The following is a 22,512-nucleotide window of genomic DNA, read 5'->3' as shown; positions in this document are numbered from 1 at the left end:
GTGGACGACTATGCGGGACGGGTCCTGGCCGACCGCTACCGCCTGCCGCTGCCGCCTTCCGACGAGTACGAACTGACCGAGACCCGCGCCTTCGACACCTACAGCGGACAGGAAGTCCTCGTCCGGCAGGTGCCGTTGCCGGAGGTCGTCGAGGCCGAGGTGCTCGACGACCAGGGGTTGCCCGAGGGGTTCACGGCGCGTGACCGGGGCGTGCGACGGCCCCCGGCGCGTGGTGAGCCGCGGCGGCCCGCCGATCCGGCCGTGCGGCGCGCGGTCGACGCCGCGCAGGCCGCGGCCCGGATTCCCGACCATCCCCGGCTCGACCAGGTCTTCGACGTGTTCGCCGAGGGCGGGTCGCTGTGGATAGTGAGCGAGTTGGTGCCCGCGAGGCCGCTGTCCGCGCTGCTCGCGGAGAAGTCGCTGACGCCGTACCGGGCGGCCGAGGTCGCGTCCGACGTCCTCATGGCGCTGCGGGTGCTGCACGCGCACGGCTGGGTGCACCGGAACATCACCGCGCGCACGGTGCTCGTCTGCGACGACGGCCGCGTGATGCTGACCGGGCTCGCGGTGGGGGCGGCGGAGGAGGCGTTGTGCGGGTACGACCCGGTGCCGGCGCCGGATGACGACGGCGCGGGCGCGGGTGCGAGCACAGGTGGCGGTGGGGCTGGGCCTGGGGCGTCAGGTACGCCGGGGCATGGGCATGGGCAGGGAATTGAGCTTGGGCAGGGGGCTGGGCAGAGGTCCGGAGCGGGACAGGGGCTCGGCGGGTCCGGCGGGTCCGCAGGTCAGGGATTCGCAGGGGCCGGTGCTGGTGCCAGTGCCTTAGGAGTGGGCAACTCCCCTGGGGGTGCGGGGGCTTCGGGGAGTCACGGTGGTGCGGGTGGTGCCGGGGGCGTTGATCCCGAGGCCGCTCGCCGTGCTGCCATCAACGCGCGTGCGGCGGGCGGGTTGCCGCCGGCCGGGACGGAGACGGCGGCCAACGGGACGGGGACGTCCGGCGCCCTCGCGCCGAAGGCGCTGGAAGGAGGCGGGGACATCAGGGCCGCGCGGGCCGGGGCGATCGCGGCGTACCGGGCGGGCGCCCGTGCCGCGGCCCGGGTCCAGGAGGCGCAGCAGCACGGGCGGGCGGCCCTGCCCGGTGCCCGGCCGGCGCCCGAGGTCGGGCCCGGCCCACAGACCAACGGCTCGTCACAGCCGTATCCCTCCGGGGGCGGCGGGGAGAGCAGGCCCGGTGCGGGAGCGCCGCCGGGGCAGATCGCCGACCCCTATGGCGTGGGCACCTCCTGGCACGGTGCGACGCCTCGCGGGGCGACTCCGGTGACGGAGGGGCAGGACCGTACGGCGCTGCCGGCCGGTGGCGACCCCGGCGCGGGTACCGGTCCCGGCTTCAGCATGCCCTCCGCGCCCGGTGCCCCGGCTCCCGGCCTGGGCGCGGCCCCCGCGACGGGCGTCCCGACTCCCGGCCAACCCGGTTTCGGCACGCACCCCGGCACGCCGGGTCGTCCCGACACGTTCGGCCACCCCGACTCCCCGTCAGGCCCGCACGGCGTGCCCGGCATCGGGTCTCACCCCGGTCAGCCGGGGCAGGCGGGCATCCATCGTGGTGCCGCCGCCCTTCCCGCCGCGGGTCACGCCGCGCCTGAAGTCGGGGTGTCCGGTCACTCCGGCCAAGGGCTCCAGGCCCCCGGCACCGCCGTCCCCACCCAGCGACCCCACCCCCCGAACCGCTGGGACGACCTCCGTGCCGACGTTCCGGCCGCTCGGCGTGGGCCCGCCACGCCGCTCGCCGCCGAGCGGGCGCGGCAGGCCCGGATGGCCGTGGTGGGTCCGGTGACCGAGCGGTGGGCGCCGGAGCAGGCCGGGCCCGTGCACGAGAACTGGCAGTTGGCGGCGCCGATCGGGCCCGCCACCGACCTGTGGGCCTTGGGGGCGTTGCTGTACCGGGCCGTGCAGGGGCACGCGCCGTATCCGGAGGAGTCGACGGCCGAGCTGGTGCAGATGGTGTGCGCCGAGCCGCCGGCCTTCGCGGAGGAGTGCGGTCCGCTGCGGCCGGTCGTCGAGTCGTTGCTGCGTCAGGATCCGACCGAGCGGCTGGAGTTCGAGGAACTCCGGGGCTGGCTGCGGTCGTTGGTGCGCTCCGCGCCCGAGGCCGAGGCCGGGGTGAACGTGGTGGCCGCGCCGCCCGCCGACTCCAGCCGGTTGCCCATCGTGCGCCGACGGGGCGAGTTGGTGCGCCGGCGCCGGGCCGGGCTGCCCGCGACCTCCCCGCACGGGCGGCACAAGCGGGCCAAGACGGAGGCGAAGTCGCCGCGTCACCTCGGCCGCACCCTCCTGCTGCTGATACTGCTTCTGCTGGCCGGGGCCGTCGCGTACGCCCTGATGTTCATGCCGAAGTCCGGCGACGACGGCGCGGCCGGCACGGACCGGACCGGGGCCGCGGGGGAGGCCAGTCCCGAGCCGCAGCGGTCGGACGTGACCGCGAGCAGCGAGCCGCGGCCGGACCAGACCTCGCCCCAGACGCAGAAGACACCGTCGAAGTCGGCGTCGGCGAGCGTCAGTGAGACGGCGACCAGCGGACCCGACGTCGGCGCCGGGTTCACCCTGCGCAAGGACCCCGAGGGCTTCCAGGTCGCCGTGGCCAAGGGCTGGACCCGCACGCCCAAGAACTCCTGGAACCAAGTGGTCTACTCGCACGGCGACTTCGAGCTCATCCTCGTGCCCGGCCGCGACGGCGCCGTGACCTACGGCAGCGACCCGATGGCGTACCAGCGGGACACGGAGCACGAGTTGCAGCCGTACCGCACCTCCAGTTGGGCCACCGCCACCGGGCTGAAGTCGATCACGGTGGGCGAACGGGAGATGGCCGAGGGGCAGTACACCTGGAGCGACGACTCGGGGCGCGACCTCTTCGTACGGAATCTCGCGATCCTGATCAACGGGCGGTACCACGTGGTGCAGGTGCGCGGGCCGGAGTCGGAGCGGGACGAGGTGACACGGCTGTACGAGCAGGCGTCGGCCACCTACCAGTTCACCCGCTGACCTCCCGTCCGCAGGACGGGCTGACCTCTGCTCGCGTCACCAGACGGCCTCCACTTGTGAACAGTGCGTGAAGAGGGCGATCGGTTCACTCTCCGGCCCAGAAGCGACAACTGTCACAGTGGGGTTTCCTTGGGACCCCCCTGGTTCCCTGGACGTGGACCGGTCCTTAGTCTGAGCCTGTCAAGACCATTGCGGGGCAACGTGAATCAGATGCAGGGCCAGCTTGTCGCCGGCCGTTACCGGCTCGCCGAGTCGATCGGCAGCGGTGGCATGGGCCGCGTGTGGCGCGCCCACGACGAGGTGCTGCACCGGGCCGTCGCGATCAAGGAGTTGACCGCCGCGCTCTATGTGTCCGAGGGCGACCAGGAACGGTTGCTCGCGCGGACCAGGGCCGAGGCGCGGGCCGCCGCGCGGATCAACAACTCCGCCGTCGTCACCGTGCACGACGTGCTGGAACACGACGGCCGGCCGTGGATCGTGATGGAGCTGGTCGAGGGGTACTCGCTGGCCGACGCGGTCAAGGAGCGCGGACGGATCGAGTCCGCCGAGGCCGCGCGCATCGGTCTGTGGGTGCTGCGGGCGCTGCGCGCCGCGCACACCGCCGGTGTCCTGCACCGCGATGTGAAGCCTGGAAACGTACTCATCGGGCACGACGGGCGCGTGCTCCTCACCGACTTCGGCATCGCCCAGATCGAGGGCGACTCGACGATCACCCGCACCGGCGAGGTCGTCGGCTCGGTCGACTACCTCGCCCCCGAGCGCGTCCGCGGCCACGACCCGGGCCCCGCCTCCGACCTGTGGGCGCTGGGCGCCACGCTGTACACGGCGGTGGAGGGCAGGTCGCCGTTCCGCCGCACCTCGCCGCTGTCCACGATGCAGGCGGTCGTCGAGGAGGAAGCCGCCGAGCTGCACCACGCAGGACCGCTCGCCCCCGTCATCACCGCGCTGCTGCACAAGGACCCGGCCCTGCGCCCGGACACCGCCGAGGCCGAGCAGCTGCTCGCCGAGGCGGCGGAGGGGCGCCGGCCCAACGGGGCGCAGGTGTACGTGCCGACGCAGCACACGGGCGTACGGCACGATCCGGAGTCCGGTACGGGCTCGCAGGCCGAGTCCTGGACGGACTCGCAGTCGGGGCCCGGCGGGCGCGGCTCGCAGGCCGGTTCCGCGATGCCGCCTCACGTGACGCCGCCGTATCCGTCCGGTTCCGGCAGCTCGTATCCGCCGCCCGGTCCGGGTACGGGGTATCCCTCGGGCTCAAGTGCCGGGTACCCGTCCGGCTCGGGCACCGCCTATCCCTCCGGTCCGGGTGCCTCGTATCCCTCCGGCTCGGCCACCCCGTACCCGCCGGTGAACGGTCCGACGTCGGTCGGGCCGCACGGGATGGGACCGGAAGGGCCCACCGGCGTCGGCGCGGGGCCCGCGCCCAGGCGCCGGCGGCTGCGGACCCTCGTGCTCGCCGTCGTCCTCGCGGCGGTCGTCGGCGGAGGGACGGTCGTGGCGCTCCAGAAGTGGGACGAGGGGCGGCAGAACGACGGGTCGGGCGCGGTGTCGTCGAGCCCGGAGCCGTCGGCGTCGTCGACGTCCACGGAGAACACCAACGGGGCCGTGCCCGCCGGGTGGCGGAAGTACGACGACCCCTGGGGCTTCAGCGTCTATCTGCCCGCGGGCTGGAAGCGGTCGGTCGTCGGGGTCGACGGCGATCTGCGGCAGGTCGACTACACGCCCGACGGCGGCGAGCACTTCGTCCGGATCGCCGTCGACACCTCGCCGGACTTCGCGACCGCCTACGACCACCAGGCCGACCTGGACCAGCAGCTCCAGGTGCGGCTGGTCGACTACAAGACCGTGCGGCTGCAGAAGAACATCTACCGCGACCGCGACGGCTCCGTCTGGGAGTACACCTGGACCGCTCGGCCGAAGGACACCCCCTTCCCCGGGCCGCGCCGGGCCGTCGAGGAGACGTACATCGCGCGGGACGGCACCGAGTACGTGATCTACATTTCCTCGCCGGCCGCGGACTGGGCGACGACGAGCAAGCAGTTCACGTCGGTGCTTCAGGGCTGGCAGGAGAAGACCTCCCAGTGATCTGAACGGCCGTCCCGCCGAAGGGGGTTGGCGCGCGGGTTGGCCGGTCGCGGCCCCGGAGCCGGTTCGTCCGGTGCGGCATGATGGGACGCATGGGGACCGAGGGGGCAGGCGTCCGCGTCATCGCGGGCCGTTACCGGCTGGAGTCGAGGCTGGGACGCGGCGGCATGGGTGTGGTGTGGCGCGCGACCGACGAACTGCTCGGCAGGCAGGTGGCGGTCAAGGAGATACCGCTCGACCTCGACGAGACGCTCTCCGCGGAGGAGACCCGCCGTCAGCGCGACCGCACCCTGCGGGAGGGGCGTGCCGTGGCCCAGCTCCGCCACCCGCACATCATCGTCGTCCACGACGTCGTCGAGCAGGACGAACGCCCGTATCTCGTCATGGAGTTGATCGACGGCGGATCCCTGGCCGACCGGATCTCCACGCGCGGCCCGGTCGACGCCCCCGAGGCCGCGCGGATCGGCATCGCCCTGCTGAGCGCGCTCGCCGCGGCGCACGCGGCCGGTGTCCTGCACCGCGACATCAAGCCCGCCAACGTGCTGCTGGGGTCCGAGGGCGACCGGATCGTCCTCACCGACTTCGGTATCGCGCAGGTCGCGGGCGCCACGACGCTCACCGAGACCGGGGCCTTCGTCGGCTCGCCCGAGTACACGGCTCCGGAGCGGATGTCGGGGGCGCGGACCGGACCGGAGTCCGACCTGTGGTCCCTTGGCGCGCTGCTGTGCACGATCGTCAGCGGTGAATCCCCGTTCCGGCGCGACTCGTTGGGCGGCATCCTGCACGCCGTCGTCTTCGACGAGATCCGCCCGCCGGCCCAGGCCGCCCCGCTCCTGCCCGTCGTCCGGGGCCTGTTGGAGCGCGATCCGGACCGGCGCCTTGACGCGCCCCAGGCCGAGCGGATGCTGCGCGCCTATCTGGACTCCGGCCGCACGCCCCAACTGTCGCCCCGCTACACGCCGACCCGGCGGGACACGCCCACGCCGTCGCCCGCGCCGGCGACTCCTGTCCCGTCCTCCCCGACGGTGGAGACCCGGCGCTCCACCCGGGGCGTACTGGTGGCCGCCCTGCTCGTCGCCGCGACGGCCGGGGCGGGGGTGTCGGCGGCGGCGCTGCTCATGAACGGGGACGGAGACGGAGGCGGCGGGACGCCGAAGAGTTCGGGGCCCGGGGTGTCGGTGAGCGCGACGACGGGAGCTCGTACGCCGACTTCGCACCCGTCCTCCCCGAGCACGCCGGTGAGCGGTACACCGACAGCCGGTACGCCGACGCCGAGCGCGCCCCGCGCGTCCTCCCCCGCGCCCACCGACGGGACCCATGCCTCCGCGCCCTCGGGCTACCGCGTCGCGGACGACCCCGCCGGATTCTCGCTCGCCGTCCCGGAGGGCTTCACCCGCACGCCCCAGGGCGAGCGCGTCTTCTACATGTCGCCGGGGCAGACCTTCCGCCTCGGCATCAAGGTCGCCGAACCCCAGGAGGGCGGCCCGCTCGGGGTGATGCGGCGCGCGGCGGCCAAGGGCCCGGACACGAACCCCGGTTACCACGACGGCCGGGTCACCGAGACCACGCACCACGAACTCCCCGCCGCGCTCTGGGAGTTCACCTGGAACGGCTTCAGCACGGCCGAGGGTCCCCGGCACACGTACGACGTGTGCTGGGAGGAGGACGGGCGGCTGTACGACGTGTGGGTGTCGGCGCCGGTCGGGAAGGTGCGCGAGGCGAAGGAGTACTTCGATGTCGCGGTGGACACGTTCGTCACGGCTCTGTGACCGCTGTGCCCGCTGTCTGGATGTGGAGCCACGTGGCGCGATATGCATGGTGACATGAGCAGCAACGGGGGATCCGGGCACCGGCCCGACGACACGACGAGTTTTGTTCTGCAACCGCCCAGTCAGGTCGTCGCCCATCCGCAGGTCGGGCCGCAGGAGCCCGGGACCGGTCGTCTCATCGCCGGTCGCTACCGACTGCTGGCCAAGCTCGGGCACGGCGGCATGGGGACGGTGTGGCGGGCCAAGGACGAGACGGTGGACCGCGAGGTCGCCGTCAAGGAGCCCCGCGTCCCCGACACGCTTCCCGAACGCGAACGCTCCAATGCCTTCGAGCGGATGCGCCGCGAGGCCCGCGCCGCGGCCCGCCTCGACCATCCGGCCGTCGTGAACGTCCACGATGTGGCCGTCGTGGACGGCCAGCCGTGGATCGTCATGGAGCTGGTGCACGGCCGGTCGCTCGGCGACGCCCTCCAGGAGGGCACGCTGGACGCGCGCGAGGCGGCCAGGGTCGGCCTGGAGGTGCTCGGTGCGCTGGAGGCCGCGCACGCGGCGGGCATCCTGCACCGGGACGTCAAACCGGACAACGTGCTGCTCGGCCGGCACGGCCGGGTCGTCCTCACCGACTTCGGCATCGCCCAGATCGAGGGCGAGACGAACCTGACGGACACCGGCGGCTTCGTCGGCTCGCCCGAGTACATCGCCCCCGAGCGGGTGCTGGGCCAGCGCCCCGGCCCCTCCTCCGACCTCTGGTCCCTCGGCGTCGTCCTCTACGCGGCCACGGAGGGCGTCTCGCCGTTCCGCCGCAGCAACACGCCAGCGACGCTCCAGTCGGTCCTCAACGGCACGCCGGCGCCGCCGACTTCGGCGTCCGGGCCGCTGGCCGACGTGATCACCCGCCTGCTCCACAAGGACCCGGCGCACAGGCCGAACGCGGCGCAGGTCAGGGCGCTGCTGGAAGAGACGGCGAACCCGCCGACTCCCTTGCCCACACAGCCGGTTCGGGTCATCGCGCCGGGTGCCGGGGGCGGGCGCAGGACGTGGCTGGCGTTCGGCGCGGGAGTCGTCGTGGCGGCGGTGGTGGCGGGGGCGTCGGCGTATGTGGCGGTGGCGGATCCGTTCGGGGGGTCGGGGGGTCTGCCGGGTGGGTGGAAGACCCACCACGTTCAGGATGTCGCGGCCACAGTGGCCACGCCGGACAGCTACCTGCCGCAACTGCCCGACCGGGAGAACGACAAGACCCACTGGGTCAGCTACAGCGATCCGAGCGGCGCGATCCGGATCACCCTGGGCCTGGCGAAGAAGTCCGAGGACACCTCCCGCGACATCAAGGGTTCCTCGGCCGCCCAGATGTACGCCGACAACGACACGTTCAGGGAGAACGGCGAGTACGACCTCAACATGCCCGCCAACCCGAAGACCGACCCGAAGCAGACGACGTACAAGAACAAGCAGGCCGCCGAGAACACGGTGGTCTACCAGACCGACGACAGCCAGAACCCGCTGCCGCGCGAGGTGCGGGTCTTCTACTACAAGACCTCGGCCGGCGACCTGTACCGCCTCACCGTCAGCTACCCGGGCAAGGGCGACTTCACCGACCGTGGCCGCGAGGTGGCGCAGGCCGCGATCGACAACCTGGACGTCGACCACCTCTGACCCGCCCTCACTCGGCACGCACCCCCGCCCGATACCTCCCCGGCGTCACCCCGAACTCCCGGCTGAACGCGTGCGAGAGGGCGTACGGCGTGCTGTACCCGGTCTCGCGGGCCACGGACGCCAACGGGACGTCGGTGTCCCGCAGCAGCGCCGCCGTGCGGGTCAGCCGCCACCACGTCAGGTACGCCATCGGCGGCCGCCCCACCAGCGCCGTGAACCGCCGGGCCAGCGTCGCCCGGGAGACCCCCGCCTCGGCGGCCAGCCGGTCGTTGGTCCAGGGCGCCGCCGGATCCGAGTGCAGGGCACGCAGGGCGGCCGTGGTCACCGGGTCGCTCAGCACCGCCGGCCACACACCCGTCGCCGCGTCCGACATCCACGCCCGGACCATGTAGATCAGCAGCAGATCGAGCAGACTCGGCAGAGCAAGGCAGGAACCCGGCCGGCGCTCGTCGAGCTCACGGGCCAACAGATCGACGGCGGCGCGGAGTTCGGGGTGCGCACCGACCCGGTTGGGCAGGTGGACGACCTCCGGCAACTCGGCCATCAGCGGATGCACACGGCTGCGGTCGAGGCGGTACTTCCCGCACAGCAACTCCACCGCACGCCCACCTCTGCCCTCACGCCCGCCCCCGACCGGCCCCCGCATCTCCTCGAACGGCACCGCCCGCCCCGTGTCCCCGGGCGCATCCGCCAGCACATGCCCCGCCCCGTGCGGCAGCAGTACGACATCGCCGGCGCCCAGCGTCACCGCCGGGCCGCCTCCGTCCGGCACCAGCCAGCAGCCGCCCGCGAGCACGACATGGAACCCCGCGCCCCCGTAGGGCGCGAGCCGGGTGCACCAACTCCCCTCGACCCGCAGCCGGTTGGAGGAGGGCTGCCCGATCCGCACGGCGGAGATCGCGTCGCTCACCACGTCCATGGTCCCCAGGTTACGCGCCGACGGATCGCCGCTGAGGCGTTCGCGTATTCAGACGAGCAGTTCAGGCATTGGGATGCTCACCCACTCCCCATAGCGTCGACGGCATGGCTGATGACAACGCACAGAGTTTCCTGATCGGTGACGTCGAACTCACCCGGGTCGTCGAATGGCAGGCGCCCTACGCCGGGACCCGGGACTTCCTCCCCACCGCCGGGCCCGAGGTGTGGCAGGCCCACCGGGACGTGCTCGTACCGGACCACTGGGAGCCCGAGAGCGACCGGGCCGTGGTGGCGATCCAGACGTGGGTGCTGCGCAGCGGCGGGCGGACCGTGGTCGTGGACACCGGCGTGGGCAACGGGCGGGAACGGCCCGGCAATCCGCTGTTCCACCAGCGGCAGGGCGGCGATCTGCCGGGCCTGCTGGCGCGGGCCGGCGTGCGGCCCGAGGACGTCGACCTCGTCGTGAACACCCACGTCCACGGCGACCACGTCGGCTGGAACACCCATGACCAGGAAGGGAGTTGGGTGCCCACCTTCCCCGACGCGACCTACCTCCTGCCGGCCGCGGACGACCGCCACTTCGGCCCCGACGGTGACTTCGGCGCCGGTGCGCGCCCCGACGACCGTCTGATCTACGAGGACAGCGTCGCGCCCGTGCACAAGTCCGGGCAGGCCCTGCTGTGGGACGGCGAGTACCGCATCGACGACCACCTCACCCTGGAGTCCGCTCCCGGCCACACCCCGGGCTCGTCCGTCCTGCGGATCCACTCGCGCGGCGAACGGGCCGTCCTCGTCGGCGACCTGCTGCACAGCCCCGTCCAGATCCCGCACCCCGAGTGCAACAGCCGCTTCGACCTGGACCCCGCCCGGGCGGCCACCAGTCGCCGCCGGGTGCTGGAACGGGCCGCTGACCAGGGCGAGTTGGTGATCCCCGCGCACCTCGCCGGTTCGGGCGTCGCCGAGGTGAGCCGGCGGGACGGCGCGCTGGTCTTCGCCCGCTGGACGCCGTAGCGGTCGTCACGGCCGGCCCGCGTCGACAACCGGGCGCCCCGCAGGGTACTGATGGGGCATGAGTGCAGGCGGCGAACGGACGCGCGAGGGACGGCTGCTCGGTGGGCGCTACCGGCTGACCGAGCGCATCGGCTCCGGCGGGATGGGCACTGTCTGGCGGGCGTACGACGAGCTCGTGGGCCGGGACGTCGCCGTCAAGCAGCCCCGGCTGCCCGGCGATCCCGAGGACGAGCACCGGCAGCGGGCCGCCCACCGCCTCTACCGTGAAGCCCGCGCCGCCGCCCGGGTCGAGCATCCGGCCGCCGTCTCCATCCATGACGTCGTCGTGGAGGAGGACGGACTCCCTTGGATCGTCATGGAGTTGGTCCGCGGCGAGTCCCTGCACGAACTCCTCCAGCGCGGCCCGGTCGACGCCCCCGAGGCCGCCCGGATCGGCCACGCCGTCCTCGGCGCCCTCCAGGCCGCGCACTCCGTCGGCATCGTCCACCGGGACGTCAAGCTGGCCAACGTGCTCCTGGGCACGCACGGCCGCGTCGTCCTCACCGACTTCGGCATCGCCCATGTCCAGGGCGAGGAATCCCTCACGATGAGCGGGGAGTTCATCGGTTCGCTGGAGTTCGTCGCGCCCGAGCGGATGTCGGGTCGCGGCGCGGGTCCGGCCTCCGACCTGTGGGCCCTGGGTGTGGTGCTGTTCGCGGCCGTGGAGGGCTGGTCCCCGTTCCGGCGTACGACGTTGGAGTCCACCCTCGCCGCGGTCATCGCCTCCGACCCGCCCGAGCCCAAACAGGCCGGTCCGCTCGGTTCGTTGATCACCCGTCTGCTGGCGAAGGACCCCGAGCAGCGGCCGGGCCCCGAGGAGGCGTCCGCGATCCTGGAGGCGGTGGCCGAGGGCTGGCCGGTACCGGTCGGCTCCGCCGGGGAGGTGACGGACATTCAGGATGCTTCGCTGCTGAGGGAGTTCAAGGACGACGCGGGAACGGTACGGCTGGGGGCGGGACCGGCGTCCCGTACACCGTCGGAGTCGGCGTCACGAGCAGCGGCGGCGTCGGGGTCGGCGGCGGCGAGTGACGTGACGGCCGGGGGAGGACGGGTGCCCGAGCGTGCGTCGCACCCCGCCACCACGCCGGACTCCGAGGACGCCCCGCTCGCCGAGGGCACCCCGCCTTCCGAGGACCCGCCCCCTGCCGAACCGGTGACCCAGGCCGTCCCCACCCCCGACACCCACCCCCGCACCCGCCCAAGGCGCTCACCCCTCCGCCACCCCGCCCTCCTCGCCACCGCCGGGATCCTCGTCCTGGGCGGTGCCCTGCTCACCGTGCCCCGCTTCACCGCGTCCGACGACGGATCCACCACCGAAGTCACCGTCACCCGGAGCGTGGCCCCGGCAGCCTCCGGAACCGCGGCTCCGGCCCCCGCCCCCAGCCCCTCCGCCACCACCTCCTGGATCGCCCACCGCGAGCCGGAGATGGACGCCGTCCTCTCCCTCCCCGCCGAGTACAAGGAGGCCGCCCGCGAGGGCAGCGCCGCCGACCAGCCCCGGCTCGTCGTCTACGACATCGGGCTCGTCCAGGTCCGCCTCACCCTGTGGGACAAGGCGCCCGGCACCGTGCTGGACCGTGCGCAGAAGGCGTACAACATCTGGAACGGCTACGCGCACGACGCGAGCGGCGGAGGGACCCGTACCGTCTTCCAGGGCCTGGACGCGGTCCTCTCCGACATCACCTACAACAAGGACGAGTCCCCGACCCGGGTGATCCAGCTGATCATCGCGACCGCGGACGACCGCATGTACGAGCTGCGCGTGGACATGCCCAAGGGCACGCCCAGCGAGAAGAAGGGCGCCGCGGTGTTCGAGGGCGCCAAGGACCGTCTGGTGATTGCGAAGGGCTGAACAGGGCTGTTGGCCTTGCACAACGGCCTGATCAGCGCGTTCGTTGCCAGTCATCACTGGCGGTGTGTGTGCGGTCGGTGAAGCCGCGTTACCGACGGGTACCCAAAGCCTCCGCTCCGGCATACGCTGCCCGTCATGACGGACTCGCAGGCCCCGGAGAAGACCGGCACCACCGTTGCCGGCACCAACCCCCTCGCCCCCGCCCCCGAGGGCGCCCGCACCGCCGCGGACGTGGTCACCCCCGAGCTGGTCGCCCAGCTCACCAAGGGCGTGGCCGGTTCCGGGCGCACCGCCAACCACAGCCCCTTCACGGGCGAGAAGCTGGCCGACCTGCCGGAGTCGACGCCCGAGGACGTGGCGGAGGCCTTCGCGGCGGCCCGCGCCGCACAGGCGCTGTGGGCGCAGGTGCCGGTCCGGCAGCGCGCGGCCGTGCTGCTGCGCTTCCACGACCTGGTGCTCGCCCGCCAGGCCGAGGTCCTCGACCTCGTCCAGCTGGAGACCGGCAAGGCGCGGCTGCACGCGCACGAGGAGGTCCAGGCCGTCGCCGTCGCGGCCCGCCACTACGGCCGCAAGGCGCCCGCCTACCTCAAGCCGAAGCGGCACACCGGAGCCGTCCCGACCCTCACCAAGGTCACCGAACTGCGCCACCCGCGTGGGGTGGTGGGCCAGATCGCCCCCTGGAACTACCCCCTGGAGCTGTCGGTCGGCGACGCGCTCCCCGCCTTCGTCGCGGGCAACGCGGTCGTCATGAAGCCGGACACCGAGACCTGCCTGACCGCCCTGTGGGCCCGCGACCTCCTCGTCGAGGCCGGTCTGCCCGCCGACGTCTTCCAGGTCGTCATCGGCGACGGCCCGGTCATCGGCCCGGAGATCGTCAAGCACGCCGACTACGTCTCCTTCACCGGCTCCACCCGCACCGGCCGCGAGGTCGCGCAGGGCGCGGCGGCCCGCCTGGTCGGCGTCTCCCTCGAACTCGGCGGCAAGAACGCCATGTTGGTCCTGGAGGACGCCGACATCGAGAAGGCCGCGGCCGGCGCGGTCCGCGCCTGCTTCTCCTCCGCGGGCCAACTCTGCGTCTCCATCGAGCGGTTGTACGTCCACGAGTCGGTCGCCGACGCCTTCCTCGACCGCTTCGCCGCCCGCACCAAGGCGATGCGCCTGGGCACCTCCCTCGCCTACGGCGCCGACATGGGCTCGCTGGCCGGCGAACGCCAGCTGGAGTCCGTCACCCGTCACGTCGAGGAGGCCGTCGCCAAGGGCGCCACGCTCGTGGCCGGCGGCCGGGCCCGCCCGGACATCGGCCCGTACTTCTTCGAGCCGACCATCCTGGACGGCGTCGAGGCCCCCATGGCCGTCTGCGCCGAGGAGACCTTCGGCCCGGTCGTCTCCCTCTACCGCTTCAAGACCGACGACGAGGCCGTGGAAGCCGCCAACTCCACGCCGTACGGCCTCAATTCCTCGGTCTGGACGAAGAGCGCGGCCCGCGGGCGCGAGGTCGCCGCCCGGCTGCGCACCGGCACGGTCAACGTCAACGAGGGCTACGCCTCCGCCTACGGCAGCGTCCAGTCCCCGATGGGCGGCATGAAGGACTCCGGCCTCGGCCGCCGCCACGGCTCCGAGGGCATCCTCAAGTACACCGAGGCCCAGACGATCGCCCAGCAGCGCCTGCTGCCGATGGCCCCGTCGTTCGGCATGACCGACGAGAGGTACGCCGCGTTCATGAGCACCAGCCTGAAGGCGATGAAGGCCTTCCGGCTCAGGTGACCGACGACGGCCCGCAGCGCATCTCAATGAGGAGAACACGTTGTCGCAAGATGCCTATGACTACGACGTCCTGGTCGTCGGTTCCGGCTTCGGCGGTTCCGTCACCGCCCTGCGCCTGACCGAAAAGGGCTATCGCGTCGGCGTGTTGGAAGCGGGCCGCCGTTTCACCAGGGAGTCCCTGCCCAAGAACTCCTGGGACCTCAAGAACTACCTCTGGGCCCCCAAGCTCAACATGTACGGAATCCAGCGCATCCACCTGCTGGGCAACGTCATGGTCCTCGCCGGCGCGGGCGTCGGCGGGGGCTCCCTCAACTACGCCAACACCTTGTACGTCCCGCCGAAGCCGTTCTTCGACGACCCGCAGTGGCGTGACATCACGGACTGGCAGGAGGAGTTGAAGCCGTACTACGACCAGGCGCAGCGCATGCTCGGCGTACGGCTCAACCCGACGATGACCCCGTCCGACGTCCATCTGAAGGCCGCGGCCGAGCGGATGGGCGTCGGCGACAGCTTCCACATGGCCCCGGTCGGCGTCTTCTTCGGCGACGGCAAGGACGCCGAGGGGGAGTCGAAGGCGGCCCCCGGCGACCCGGTCGCGGACCCCTACTTCGGCGGCGCGGGCCCCGACCGCAAGGCCTGCACCGAGTGCGGCGAGTGCATGACCGGCTGCCGGCACGGCGCGAAGAACACCCTGAACGAGAACTACCTCTACCTCGCCGAGAAGGCGGGCGCGGTCGTCCACCCGATGACGACCGTCGTGTCGGTCACCGACGACTCGCAGGGCGGCTACGCGGTCGCCACGCTGCCCACCGATGCCCGCCGGAAATCCGCAGGGCGCACCTTCAAGGCCCGCCGGATCGTCCTCGCGGCCGGCACCTACGGCACCCAGACCCTGCTGCACCGGATGAAGGCGGGCGGCCAACTCCCGTACCTCTCCGAGAAGTTGGGCGAGCTGACCCGCACCAACTCCGAGGCGCTGGTCGGCGCCCAGACCGACAACCGCCGCTACCGCAAGGCGACGGGCGAGCCGAAGGTCGACTTCACGCGCGGAGTCGCCATCACCTCCTCGGTCCACCCGGACGAGAACACCCACATCGAGCCGGTCCGCTACGGCCGGGGCTCCAACTCGATGGGCGGCCTGTCGATCCTCCAGGTCCCGTACGCGGAGGGCTCGTCGAGGGCGCTGGCCTGGCTGCGCAACGCCACCCGCCACCCCCTCCTCGTGCTGCGCTCCCTCTCCAACCGGCAGTGGTCGGAGCGGACCATCATCGGCCTGGTGATGCAGTCGCTGGACAACTCCCTGACGACGTACCTGAAACCGGACGGCGTCGGCAAGGGGCTGCTCACCGCCCGGCAGGGTCACGGCGCCCCCAACCCCAAGCAGATCAGGGCCGCTTCGGAGGCCGCGACCGCGATCGCCGCCGAGATCAACGGCTTCGCCGGCTCGAACGTCGGCGAACTGATGGGGACCCCGCTCACCGCCCACTTCCTCGGCGGCTGTCCGATCGGCTCCTCGCGCGAGAGCGGTGTCATCGACCCGTACCACCGGCTCTACGGCCACCCCGGCATCTCCGTCGTCGACGGCTCCGCGGTCTCGGCCAACCTGGGCGTGAACCCCTCGCTGACGATCACCGCCCAGGCCGAGCGCGCGATGTCGTTCTGGCCCAACCAGGGCGAGGCGGATCCGCGTCCGGCGCAGGGAACGGCGTACGAGCGGCTGAAGCCGGTCGAGCCGCAGGCGCCGGCCGTCCCCGCGGACGCGTTCGGCGGGCTGCGGCTGCCGTTCCTGGGGATGCCGACGGTGCCGCCGAAGAAGTAGGGGACGAAGCCGAAGCAGTCGACGAAGCAGACGAAGTGGGGGACCTGCACCCCCCTCCGAGCGCAGGTCCCGCACTTCGTCTGTGGCTGTTGGTCCTGGTGGTGAGACCGGTGCTTCTGGTGGTCTGACCGACGAGGCGCGGGAATGGTTGCCTCCGTATTCACGGAAACTTTTCGGCGTGAGTAATCGGCATGGGCATGGCTATCCTCGGCCGGTCGACCCAGCCAAGAGAGAGTCCGATGTCTGACAGACGGTCCGAAGATCCATCGGGGGACGAGCCGTCGTCCTCACCCATATCCGACGAGGTGTGGGAGCAGTTCATCCGTGACAACGAACGGAGCATCCGCGACTCCGCTCCCAAGGAACCCTCCGCCCGGGCCCGCATGGTCACCGAGCGGCTGAAGTGCGAGGGGGCACCGCCCGAGGGCTGGCGCACCGGCCCGACCGGTACGCCGAAGAAGGGCCGTCGGCGCAAGGCGTGGGCGATCATCGGCGTACCCGTCGCGATCGCCGTGGCCGTCGTGGCGATGAAGCCGTCGCTGCTGCCGGGCGACCCCTTCGGTTCGGGTGCGGATTCGGGTGCGGGCGCCTCCTCCTCCCCGCTGCCCGCCGAGAGCACGAAGCCCACCGCGCCGCCCGCCGCGGCCGACCCCGACGTCCCCACGCTCGACGAGCCGTTCGCCGGTTCGCCCGCGCTGCGCTGGGCCGACGGCGAGGCGGGCATCGTGCTGCCGAAGGCCACGGCCGTCGGCGCGGTCCCCAAGGACAAGGTCGAACTGGCCCTCCGGCAGACCAGGAAGCTGCTCGTCGACGCGAACCTGAACCCGAAGGTGGTGGCCGGTGCCCGGCCGGTGGCCGCGCTCTCGGTGCTCGACCCCAAGCAGCCCGGCCTGATCGACGACCTGAACACCGCGCTGCGTTCGCCGAGCGAGGCCCACGACCCGCTGTCGATGTTCAGCCGCTTCGACCCGGCCGAGGTGCGGCTGGTCGGTGACGTGATCAAGACGCGCGGCCGGATCACCTTCAAGAAGGGCAAGTTCGACGCGGTCGCGGTGCACGCCGACTACACCTTCGTCTACCCGGTCGTGCGCACCGACGGCTCGACCGAGGTGACCCGCACCATCGTGCGCCGCGTCATCGACACCGAACTCCCCGACCCCGTGCACTACAACGTCACGTCCGGCCGGTTGATGGTCGTCAAGTACGACGAGGACGCCGGGAATTCGGCCTGTGACGTCAATGACGGTTATCTGCACCCCCAGTTCCCGTCCCAGGCCCCCTCCGCGAGTGCCACGCCGAGCGGTCCCGCGGTCGACCCGTACGACCGCAGCCGGGACATCGGCAAGGAGAGCGGGGACTGCGGCACGGTGAGCCGCACCTGACAGACTCCGTACCCATGCGAAGGGCCCCGCGGGACGTGCGTCCGCGGGGCCCTTCTCCGTCAGCACCGACGTCAGGGCAGCGCCGGTGCCTGGGAGCGGCGCCGGGGGGTTGCGCCGCTTGTCTGTGCGCCCTGGTCGCCGCCCCGGCGCGAACCGGGCGCACGGATGGTCTCGACCTCTGGCAGTACGGAAGTACAGGGCTGTGCGATGGGCTGTACAGGTCAATACGGGGAGCTGTGGCGGGACTTGGGGCTTTCTAGGCATCGTGCTGGATGCTCGCGGCCTCCGCAACCGTTTGACCCAGGATCGTGCATATTTGCATATTCCGCCGGGCGGCCCCGGGCGTCCCCGGAGCCGACCGTTCTCTTGGGTGACCGGGCTGCTGTCCCCTGCCGTCCGGTCACGACCCTGGAGCGAGGTCCCACGACACACGGCACGATCCCGTACGTCTCATCGCCCCAGCGGAGCCACGCGTGGTTCTTTCGGGCCCGCCCCTGGCTGGCACGGACATCGGGACCAACGAAGCGGTTCGCGCCGCGGTCACGGGCCGTACGGGTGAGAGGGGGCCCGAACTCAGATGCGCCCCCTGGACAGTTCGAGAAGCGTCATCGCGAGGGAGGTGCCGGGCTTGCCGAGCGCGCCGCTGTAGCGGCTGAGGATCTCGTTCTCACGGGACAGGTTCACGCGCCGGCCGCCGGACTCGATCCGGGCGTCCTGGATGACGGCGGAGACAGCCATCCGTTCCTGGATCAGGCCGATGATCCGGTCGTCGAGCGCGTCGATGCGCTCCCGGGCGCCGGTGATCACGTCGGCGGCCTCGGGGGTGTGCGCGCCGGTCTGCTCCGCTGCGGTGGCGGTCATGTCTGGGCTCCTCGTCGGATGCGGTGCGGAGCCCCGGAGCGGCAAGGTCCGGAAAACCACAGGCGCCCCGGACCTTGTCGGCCCGGGGCGCCTGGGAAGTCGCTTGTCAGTTGCTCAAGCAGCACGACCATGGCAGCCGGTGGGCCGGTTGCCATAGGTAAAGAGGAAGGTCGGGTGCGTGAGCATGGGCGCCAGTATGCCACGGGACCGAGCCGGGGCGGGCCTCGGTAGAATCGGCGTACGCACAAGACCCCCGCCCCACCGCCGGAAGGCTCCCGTGTCACCAGCGACCCCTACTGCCGCCGCCCCCGACACCGTCCTGGTCGTCGACTTCGGCGCGCAGTACGCCCAGCTCATCGCCCGTCGCGTCCGTGAGGCCCGGGTCTACAGCGAGATCGTGCCGAGCACCATGCCGGTCGCCGAGATGCTCGCCAAGAACCCGGCGGCGATCATCCTCTCCGGCGGCCCGTCCTCGGTGTACGCGGAGGGCGCCCCGCGCCTGGACCGCGCGCTCTTCGACGCCGGCGTCCCCGTCTTCGGCATGTGCTACGGCTTCCAGCTGATGGCGACCACCCTCGGCGGCACGGTCGACAACACCGGGGCCCGCGAGTACGGCCGGACCCCGCTGCACGTCTCCCGGTCCTCCTCCACCCTCTTCGAGGGCACCCCGGACGAGCAGTCGGTGTGGATGTCGCACGGCGACGCCTGCTCGGCCGCCCCCGAGGGCTTCTCGGTCACGGCCTCCACGGACGTCGTCCCGGTCGCCGCCTTCGAGCACGACGAGAAGAAGCTCTACGGCGTCCAGTACCACCCCGAGGTCATGCACTCCACGCACGGCCAGCAGGTCCTGGAGCACTTCCTGTACCGGGGCGCGGGCCTGACCCCGTCCTGGACCACCGGCAACGTGATCGACGAGCAGGTCGCCGCGATCCGCGAGCAGGTCGGCGACAAGCGCGCCATCTGCGGCCTGTCCGGCGGCGTCGACTCCGCCGTGGCGGCGGCCCTCGTCCAGAAGGCGATCGGCTCGCAGCTGACCTGCGTGTACGTCGACCACGGTCTGATGCGCAAGGGCGAGACCGAGCAGGTCGAGAAGGACTTCGTGGCCGCGACCGGCGTCCAGCTGAAGGTCGTGGACGCGGAGGAGCGCTTCCTCACCGCGCTCGCCGGGGTCTCGGACCCCGAGGAGAAGCGGAAGATCATCGGCCGCGAGTTCATCCGCGTCTTCGAGCAGGCCCAGGCCGAGATCATCGCGGACGAGGGCCCCGAGGTCGCGTTCCTGGTGCAGGGCACGCTCTACCCGGACGTCGTCGAGTCCGGCGGCGGCACCGGCACGGCCAACATCAAGTCCCACCACAACGTGGGCGGCCTGCCCGAAGACCTGGAATTCCAGCTCATCGAGCCCCTCCGCAAGCTGTTCAAGGACGAGGTCCGGATGGTCGGCCAGGAGCTGGGCCTGCCGGACGAGATCGTCCAGCGCCAGCCCTTCCCCGGCCCCGGCCTCGGCATCCGGATCGTCGGCGAGGTCACCAAGGACCGCCTCGACCTGCTCCGCGAGGCCGACGCCATCGCCCGCGAGGAGCTGACCGCGGCCGGCCTGGACCGCGAGATCTGGCAGTGCCCGGTGGTCCTGCTCGCGGACGTCCGCAGCGTCGGCGTCCAGGGCGACGGCCGCACCTACGGCCACCCGATCGTCCTGCGCCCGGTCTCCTCCGAGGACGCCATGACGGCCGACTGGTCGCGACTGCCGTACGACGTCCTCGCGAGGATCTCGACCCGGATCACGAACGAGGTCGCCGACGTCAACCGGGTCGTCCTCGACATCACGAGCAAGCCGCCGGGGACCATCGAGTGGGAGTGAGCCTCCCCAGGCTTCAGGTCCGCTTGAGCGTGCGCAGCGGCTCTCCGGGCCGCCAGATCTCGACGACGAGGTACTTCTCGTCCTCGACGTAGGTCCGTACGACCTCCGTCAACTCGGTGCGGAAGAGGTGGAACGGCTCCGGCGGTTCCACCTCCCGCACGTACGCCGCCTTCGCCGCCCCGTCCTCGACCTCCACCGCCCGGCCGCCGACGCGGATGTCCCCGCCGGCCATGCCGGTGCCCTCGCCGGGGTTGGTCTGGAGCGCGAAGCGCGGGTCCCGGCGCAGGTCGAGGGCCTTGAGCGAGCCGGTCATCATCCCGAACCACAGCTCACCGGCCAGGAAGCGCACCTCCAGGCCGCTGGTGCGCGGCGAGCCGTCCGCGCGCAGGGTGGCCAGGACGTGGTGGATGTGGCCGGCGAAGCGCTCCTCGGCGGTCCGCGCCAGCTCGGGTTCGGCGCTGCGGAAGGCGGCCCAGTTCGATGTCATACGCCGATCGTCGCCCGTAAACCCGACATCTTCTGTCGTGATTCGGTCGCGTGCGTCATCTTTACATCACAACCCTGTTCTCCTGCGCTGACCGACGGTAACTTCCGCCCTTTAGAACACCCCAGTGCCGGAGGACCACACATGCACGGGCCGACCCCACCGCTGCCGCTCCCCACGGATCGGCTGCGCTTCGCCATGCCGCCCATGCACGAGTCGCTCGACGACGAGCGCCGGCACCGCAAGGAGCGGCTCGCGGGCGCGCTGCGGATCTTCGGACGGCTCGGCTTCGAGGACGGTGTGTCGGGGCACATAACGGCTCGCGACCCCGAGTACAGCGACTGCTTCTGGGTCAATCCGTTCGGCATGCCGTTCAAGCACGTCACCGTGAGCGACCTCGTCATGGCCAACTCCGACGGCCAGGTCATCGAGGGCCGCTACCACGTCAACCAGGCCGCCTTCACCGTGCACGCCCAGGTCCACGCGGCCCGCCCCGACGTCGTCGCCGTCGCCCACTGCCACTCCGTGCACGGCCGCGCCCTGTCCGCCCTCGGCGACCTCCTCGACCCCCTCACCCAGGAGAGCTGCGCCTTCTACGAGGACCACGCGCTGTACGACGCCTACACCGGCGTCGCCGTCGACGCCGACGAGGGCCGCCGGATCGCCGCGGCGTTGGGCTCCCGCAAGGCGCTCGTGTTGCGCAACCACGGGCTGCTGACGGTCGGCGACTCGGTGGACGCGGCGGCCTGGTGGTTCCTGTCCATGGAACGCTCCAGCCAGGTCCAGCTCCTCGCCAAGGCGGCCGGCCGCCCGCTGCTCATCGACCACAAACTGGCCGTCGCCACCCGCGAACAGCTCGGCGGCGACCTGGTGGCCTGGATCAACTACCAGCCCGTCTGGCAGGACATCAGCCGCAGTGAGCCGGATCTGCTGAGTTGACGGTCCCGGAGCCGGCGGACGGCGTGCGGGCGGGCTCAGAAACCACGCAGCACCGCTGCCTTCGTCATCGCGAACTCCTCGTCCGTCAGCACCCCGTCCCGGTACAGCTCGCCCAACTCCCGCAGCCTGCGCAGCAGTACGTCGTGATGGTCCGACTGCGCCGGCACGGCCGCCGCCAACTGCGGCCGCTCCTGGTCGTGGTCCGCGAGATCGCCGCCGGCACGGGTGGACGGGTGCGGGAGCCGGGCGGTTACGGCGGTGGCGATCAGCGCCGTGAGCAGGTCACGGCGGGTACTGCCCCACAGATCGAGGGCGTACGGATCCTTCTCCGGCGGCAGTTTGGAGAACACCGTTTCCCGGGTCACGAAGCGCAGAAAACCGTCCTCGTAGCCGGAGTTGGGCAGCCACTCCACCTGCACGAGGTCGCCGAGGGCGATGATCCGCGGCCCGGTCGCCCGCTTGACCCGGTCGGAGGTGTCGGCCCAGTCGAGCCGCACCTGGGTGCCGTCGAAGGAGACGGTGCCGTCGGAGGAGCGCACCGAGACCGGCACCGGCGGCCCCGGCAGCAGATACGCCTTGGTCGGATCCTTCGGGATCCGGTCCAGCATCAGGGCCTGGCGGATCTCCTCCGCGATGTACTCGGCGACCCCGGAACGGTCCACGTCCACCAGCAGCCGGTACGGGTCGGCCGCCTCCGGCAGTCGCCCGCCGGTGGCCTGCAACAGCGGGTCGGCGCCCTCGCGCAGCCGCAACCGCAGCCGCCCGCGCTTGCGTTCGGGTTCGAGGACCACGCCCGCGACGGCTTCGAGGGGCACCGCGACCTCTCCGTAGGTCTGCCGGAACAGTGGCACGGAGCGGTGGAGACCCGGCGTGATCCTGACCGTGGTGCCGTCGAAGGCCCAGGTCCCGTCCCGCTGGATGATCTCGGCCATAGGGAAATTCTCGCAGCCGGGTCAACACTGCGGTCCGGGCTTCACCCGCCTCGACCAGACCTGCCGGACGCGGACGGGGTGGCGTAGGGCACAATGCGCTGTCATCA

Annotated in this window: 15 protein-coding genes; 11 read left to right on the top strand and 4 right to left on the bottom strand. The window is 72.1% G+C overall.

The window, feature by feature from the left end; all coding sequences use genetic code 11:
• From ACIP6U_RS07130 to ACIP6U_RS07115, 4 genes are all read left to right on the top strand, one after another.
• Positions 1-3,039, top strand: coding sequence for a protein kinase (locus ACIP6U_RS07130; RefSeq protein WP_401713930.1), 3,039 nt, complete (start codon positions 1-3; stop codon positions 3,037-3,039).
• A gap of 210 nt (positions 3,040-3,249) precedes the next feature.
• Positions 3,250-5,124, top strand: a complete 1,875-nt coding sequence (locus ACIP6U_RS07125; protein WP_401713928.1) for a protein kinase — start codon at positions 3,250-3,252, stop codon at positions 5,122-5,124.
• A gap of 92 nt (positions 5,125-5,216) precedes the next feature.
• Positions 5,217-6,893: a protein kinase gene (locus ACIP6U_RS07120; protein WP_401713926.1), complete on the top strand. Its 1,677-nt coding sequence runs from the start codon at positions 5,217-5,219 to the stop codon at positions 6,891-6,893.
• A gap of 54 nt (positions 6,894-6,947) precedes the next feature.
• Entirely contained in the window at positions 6,948-8,546 is a 1,599-nt protein-coding gene (locus ACIP6U_RS07115) for a serine/threonine-protein kinase (RefSeq protein ID WP_401713924.1), read from the top strand.
• A 7-nt stretch (positions 8,547-8,553) separates the two neighbouring features.
• Here the strand turns inward: ACIP6U_RS07115 and ACIP6U_RS07110 are convergent, their stop codons facing one another.
• Entirely contained in the window at positions 8,554-9,465 is a 912-nt protein-coding gene (locus tag ACIP6U_RS07110) for an AraC family transcriptional regulator (protein ID WP_401713922.1), read from the bottom strand.
• Positions 9,466-9,569: 104 nt separating this feature from the next.
• Here ACIP6U_RS07110 and ACIP6U_RS07105 point away from each other — a divergent pair, with 104 nt between their 5' ends.
• From ACIP6U_RS07105 to ACIP6U_RS07085, 5 genes are all read left to right on the top strand, one after another.
• Entirely contained in the window at positions 9,570-10,475 is a 906-nt protein-coding gene (locus ACIP6U_RS07105) for an MBL fold metallo-hydrolase (protein ID WP_401713920.1), read from the top strand.
• Between the two features lie 58 nt (positions 10,476-10,533).
• Positions 10,534-12,366, top strand: a complete 1,833-nt coding sequence (locus tag ACIP6U_RS07100) for a protein kinase (RefSeq protein WP_401713918.1) — start codon at positions 10,534-10,536, stop codon at positions 12,364-12,366.
• A 135-nt stretch (positions 12,367-12,501) separates the two neighbouring features.
• A complete protein-coding gene (locus ACIP6U_RS07095) occupies positions 12,502-14,130 on the top strand; it encodes a succinic semialdehyde dehydrogenase (RefSeq protein WP_401713916.1) in 1,629 nt (542 codons plus the stop codon).
• Positions 14,131-14,170: 40 nt separating this feature from the next.
• Positions 14,171-15,949, top strand: coding sequence for a GMC oxidoreductase (locus ACIP6U_RS07090; protein WP_401713914.1), 1,779 nt, complete (start codon positions 14,171-14,173; stop codon positions 15,947-15,949).
• A 239-nt stretch (positions 15,950-16,188) separates the two neighbouring features.
• Positions 16,189-17,331 carry a hypothetical protein gene (locus ACIP6U_RS07085; protein ID WP_401713912.1) on the top strand — a complete coding sequence of 381 codons (1,143 nt, stop codon included), beginning with the start codon at positions 16,189-16,191 and terminating at the stop codon, positions 17,329-17,331.
• A 573-nt stretch (positions 17,332-17,904) separates the two neighbouring features.
• On the opposite strand, the gene ACIP6U_RS07080 is transcribed toward ACIP6U_RS07085, so the two are convergent.
• Positions 17,905-18,237 carry a chorismate mutase gene (locus ACIP6U_RS07080; RefSeq protein ID WP_401714426.1) on the bottom strand — a complete coding sequence of 111 codons (333 nt, stop codon included), beginning with the start codon at positions 18,235-18,237 and terminating at the stop codon, positions 17,905-17,907.
• 232 nt (positions 18,238-18,469) lie between these two features.
• On the opposite strand from ACIP6U_RS07080, the gene guaA reads away from it, so the two are divergent.
• On the top strand, positions 18,470-20,050 hold the full coding sequence (guaA, locus tag ACIP6U_RS07075; RefSeq protein ID WP_401713910.1) for a glutamine-hydrolyzing GMP synthase: 1,581 nt from the start codon (positions 18,470-18,472) through the stop codon (positions 20,048-20,050).
• A 13-nt stretch (positions 20,051-20,063) separates the two neighbouring features.
• On the opposite strand, the gene ACIP6U_RS07070 is transcribed toward guaA, so the two are convergent.
• The gene (locus tag ACIP6U_RS07070; protein ID WP_401713908.1) at positions 20,064-20,537 is read right to left on the bottom strand and encodes a pyridoxamine 5'-phosphate oxidase family protein; all 474 of its coding nucleotides are present in this window, start codon (positions 20,535-20,537) and stop codon (positions 20,064-20,066) included.
• A 141-nt stretch (positions 20,538-20,678) separates the two neighbouring features.
• Here ACIP6U_RS07070 and ACIP6U_RS07065 point away from each other — a divergent pair, with 141 nt between their 5' ends.
• Positions 20,679-21,473: a class II aldolase/adducin family protein gene (locus tag ACIP6U_RS07065; protein ID WP_401713906.1), complete on the top strand. Its 795-nt coding sequence runs from the start codon at positions 20,679-20,681 to the stop codon at positions 21,471-21,473.
• A gap of 35 nt (positions 21,474-21,508) precedes the next feature.
• Here ACIP6U_RS07065 and ACIP6U_RS07060 read toward each other — a convergent pair whose 3' ends face one another.
• Positions 21,509-22,405, bottom strand: a complete 897-nt coding sequence (locus tag ACIP6U_RS07060) for a DUF4429 domain-containing protein (RefSeq protein WP_401713905.1) — start codon at positions 22,403-22,405, stop codon at positions 21,509-21,511.
• Positions 22,406-22,512 lie beyond the last annotated feature (107 nt).

The sequence above is a fragment of the Streptomyces sp. NPDC088794 genome, from assembly GCF_044750545.1.
Taxonomy (GTDB): Bacteria; Actinomycetota; Actinomycetes; order Streptomycetales; family Streptomycetaceae; genus Streptomyces.
The sequence above is the reverse complement of the archived record's forward strand: the minus strand, read 5'-3'. Positions and strand labels throughout refer to the sequence as shown.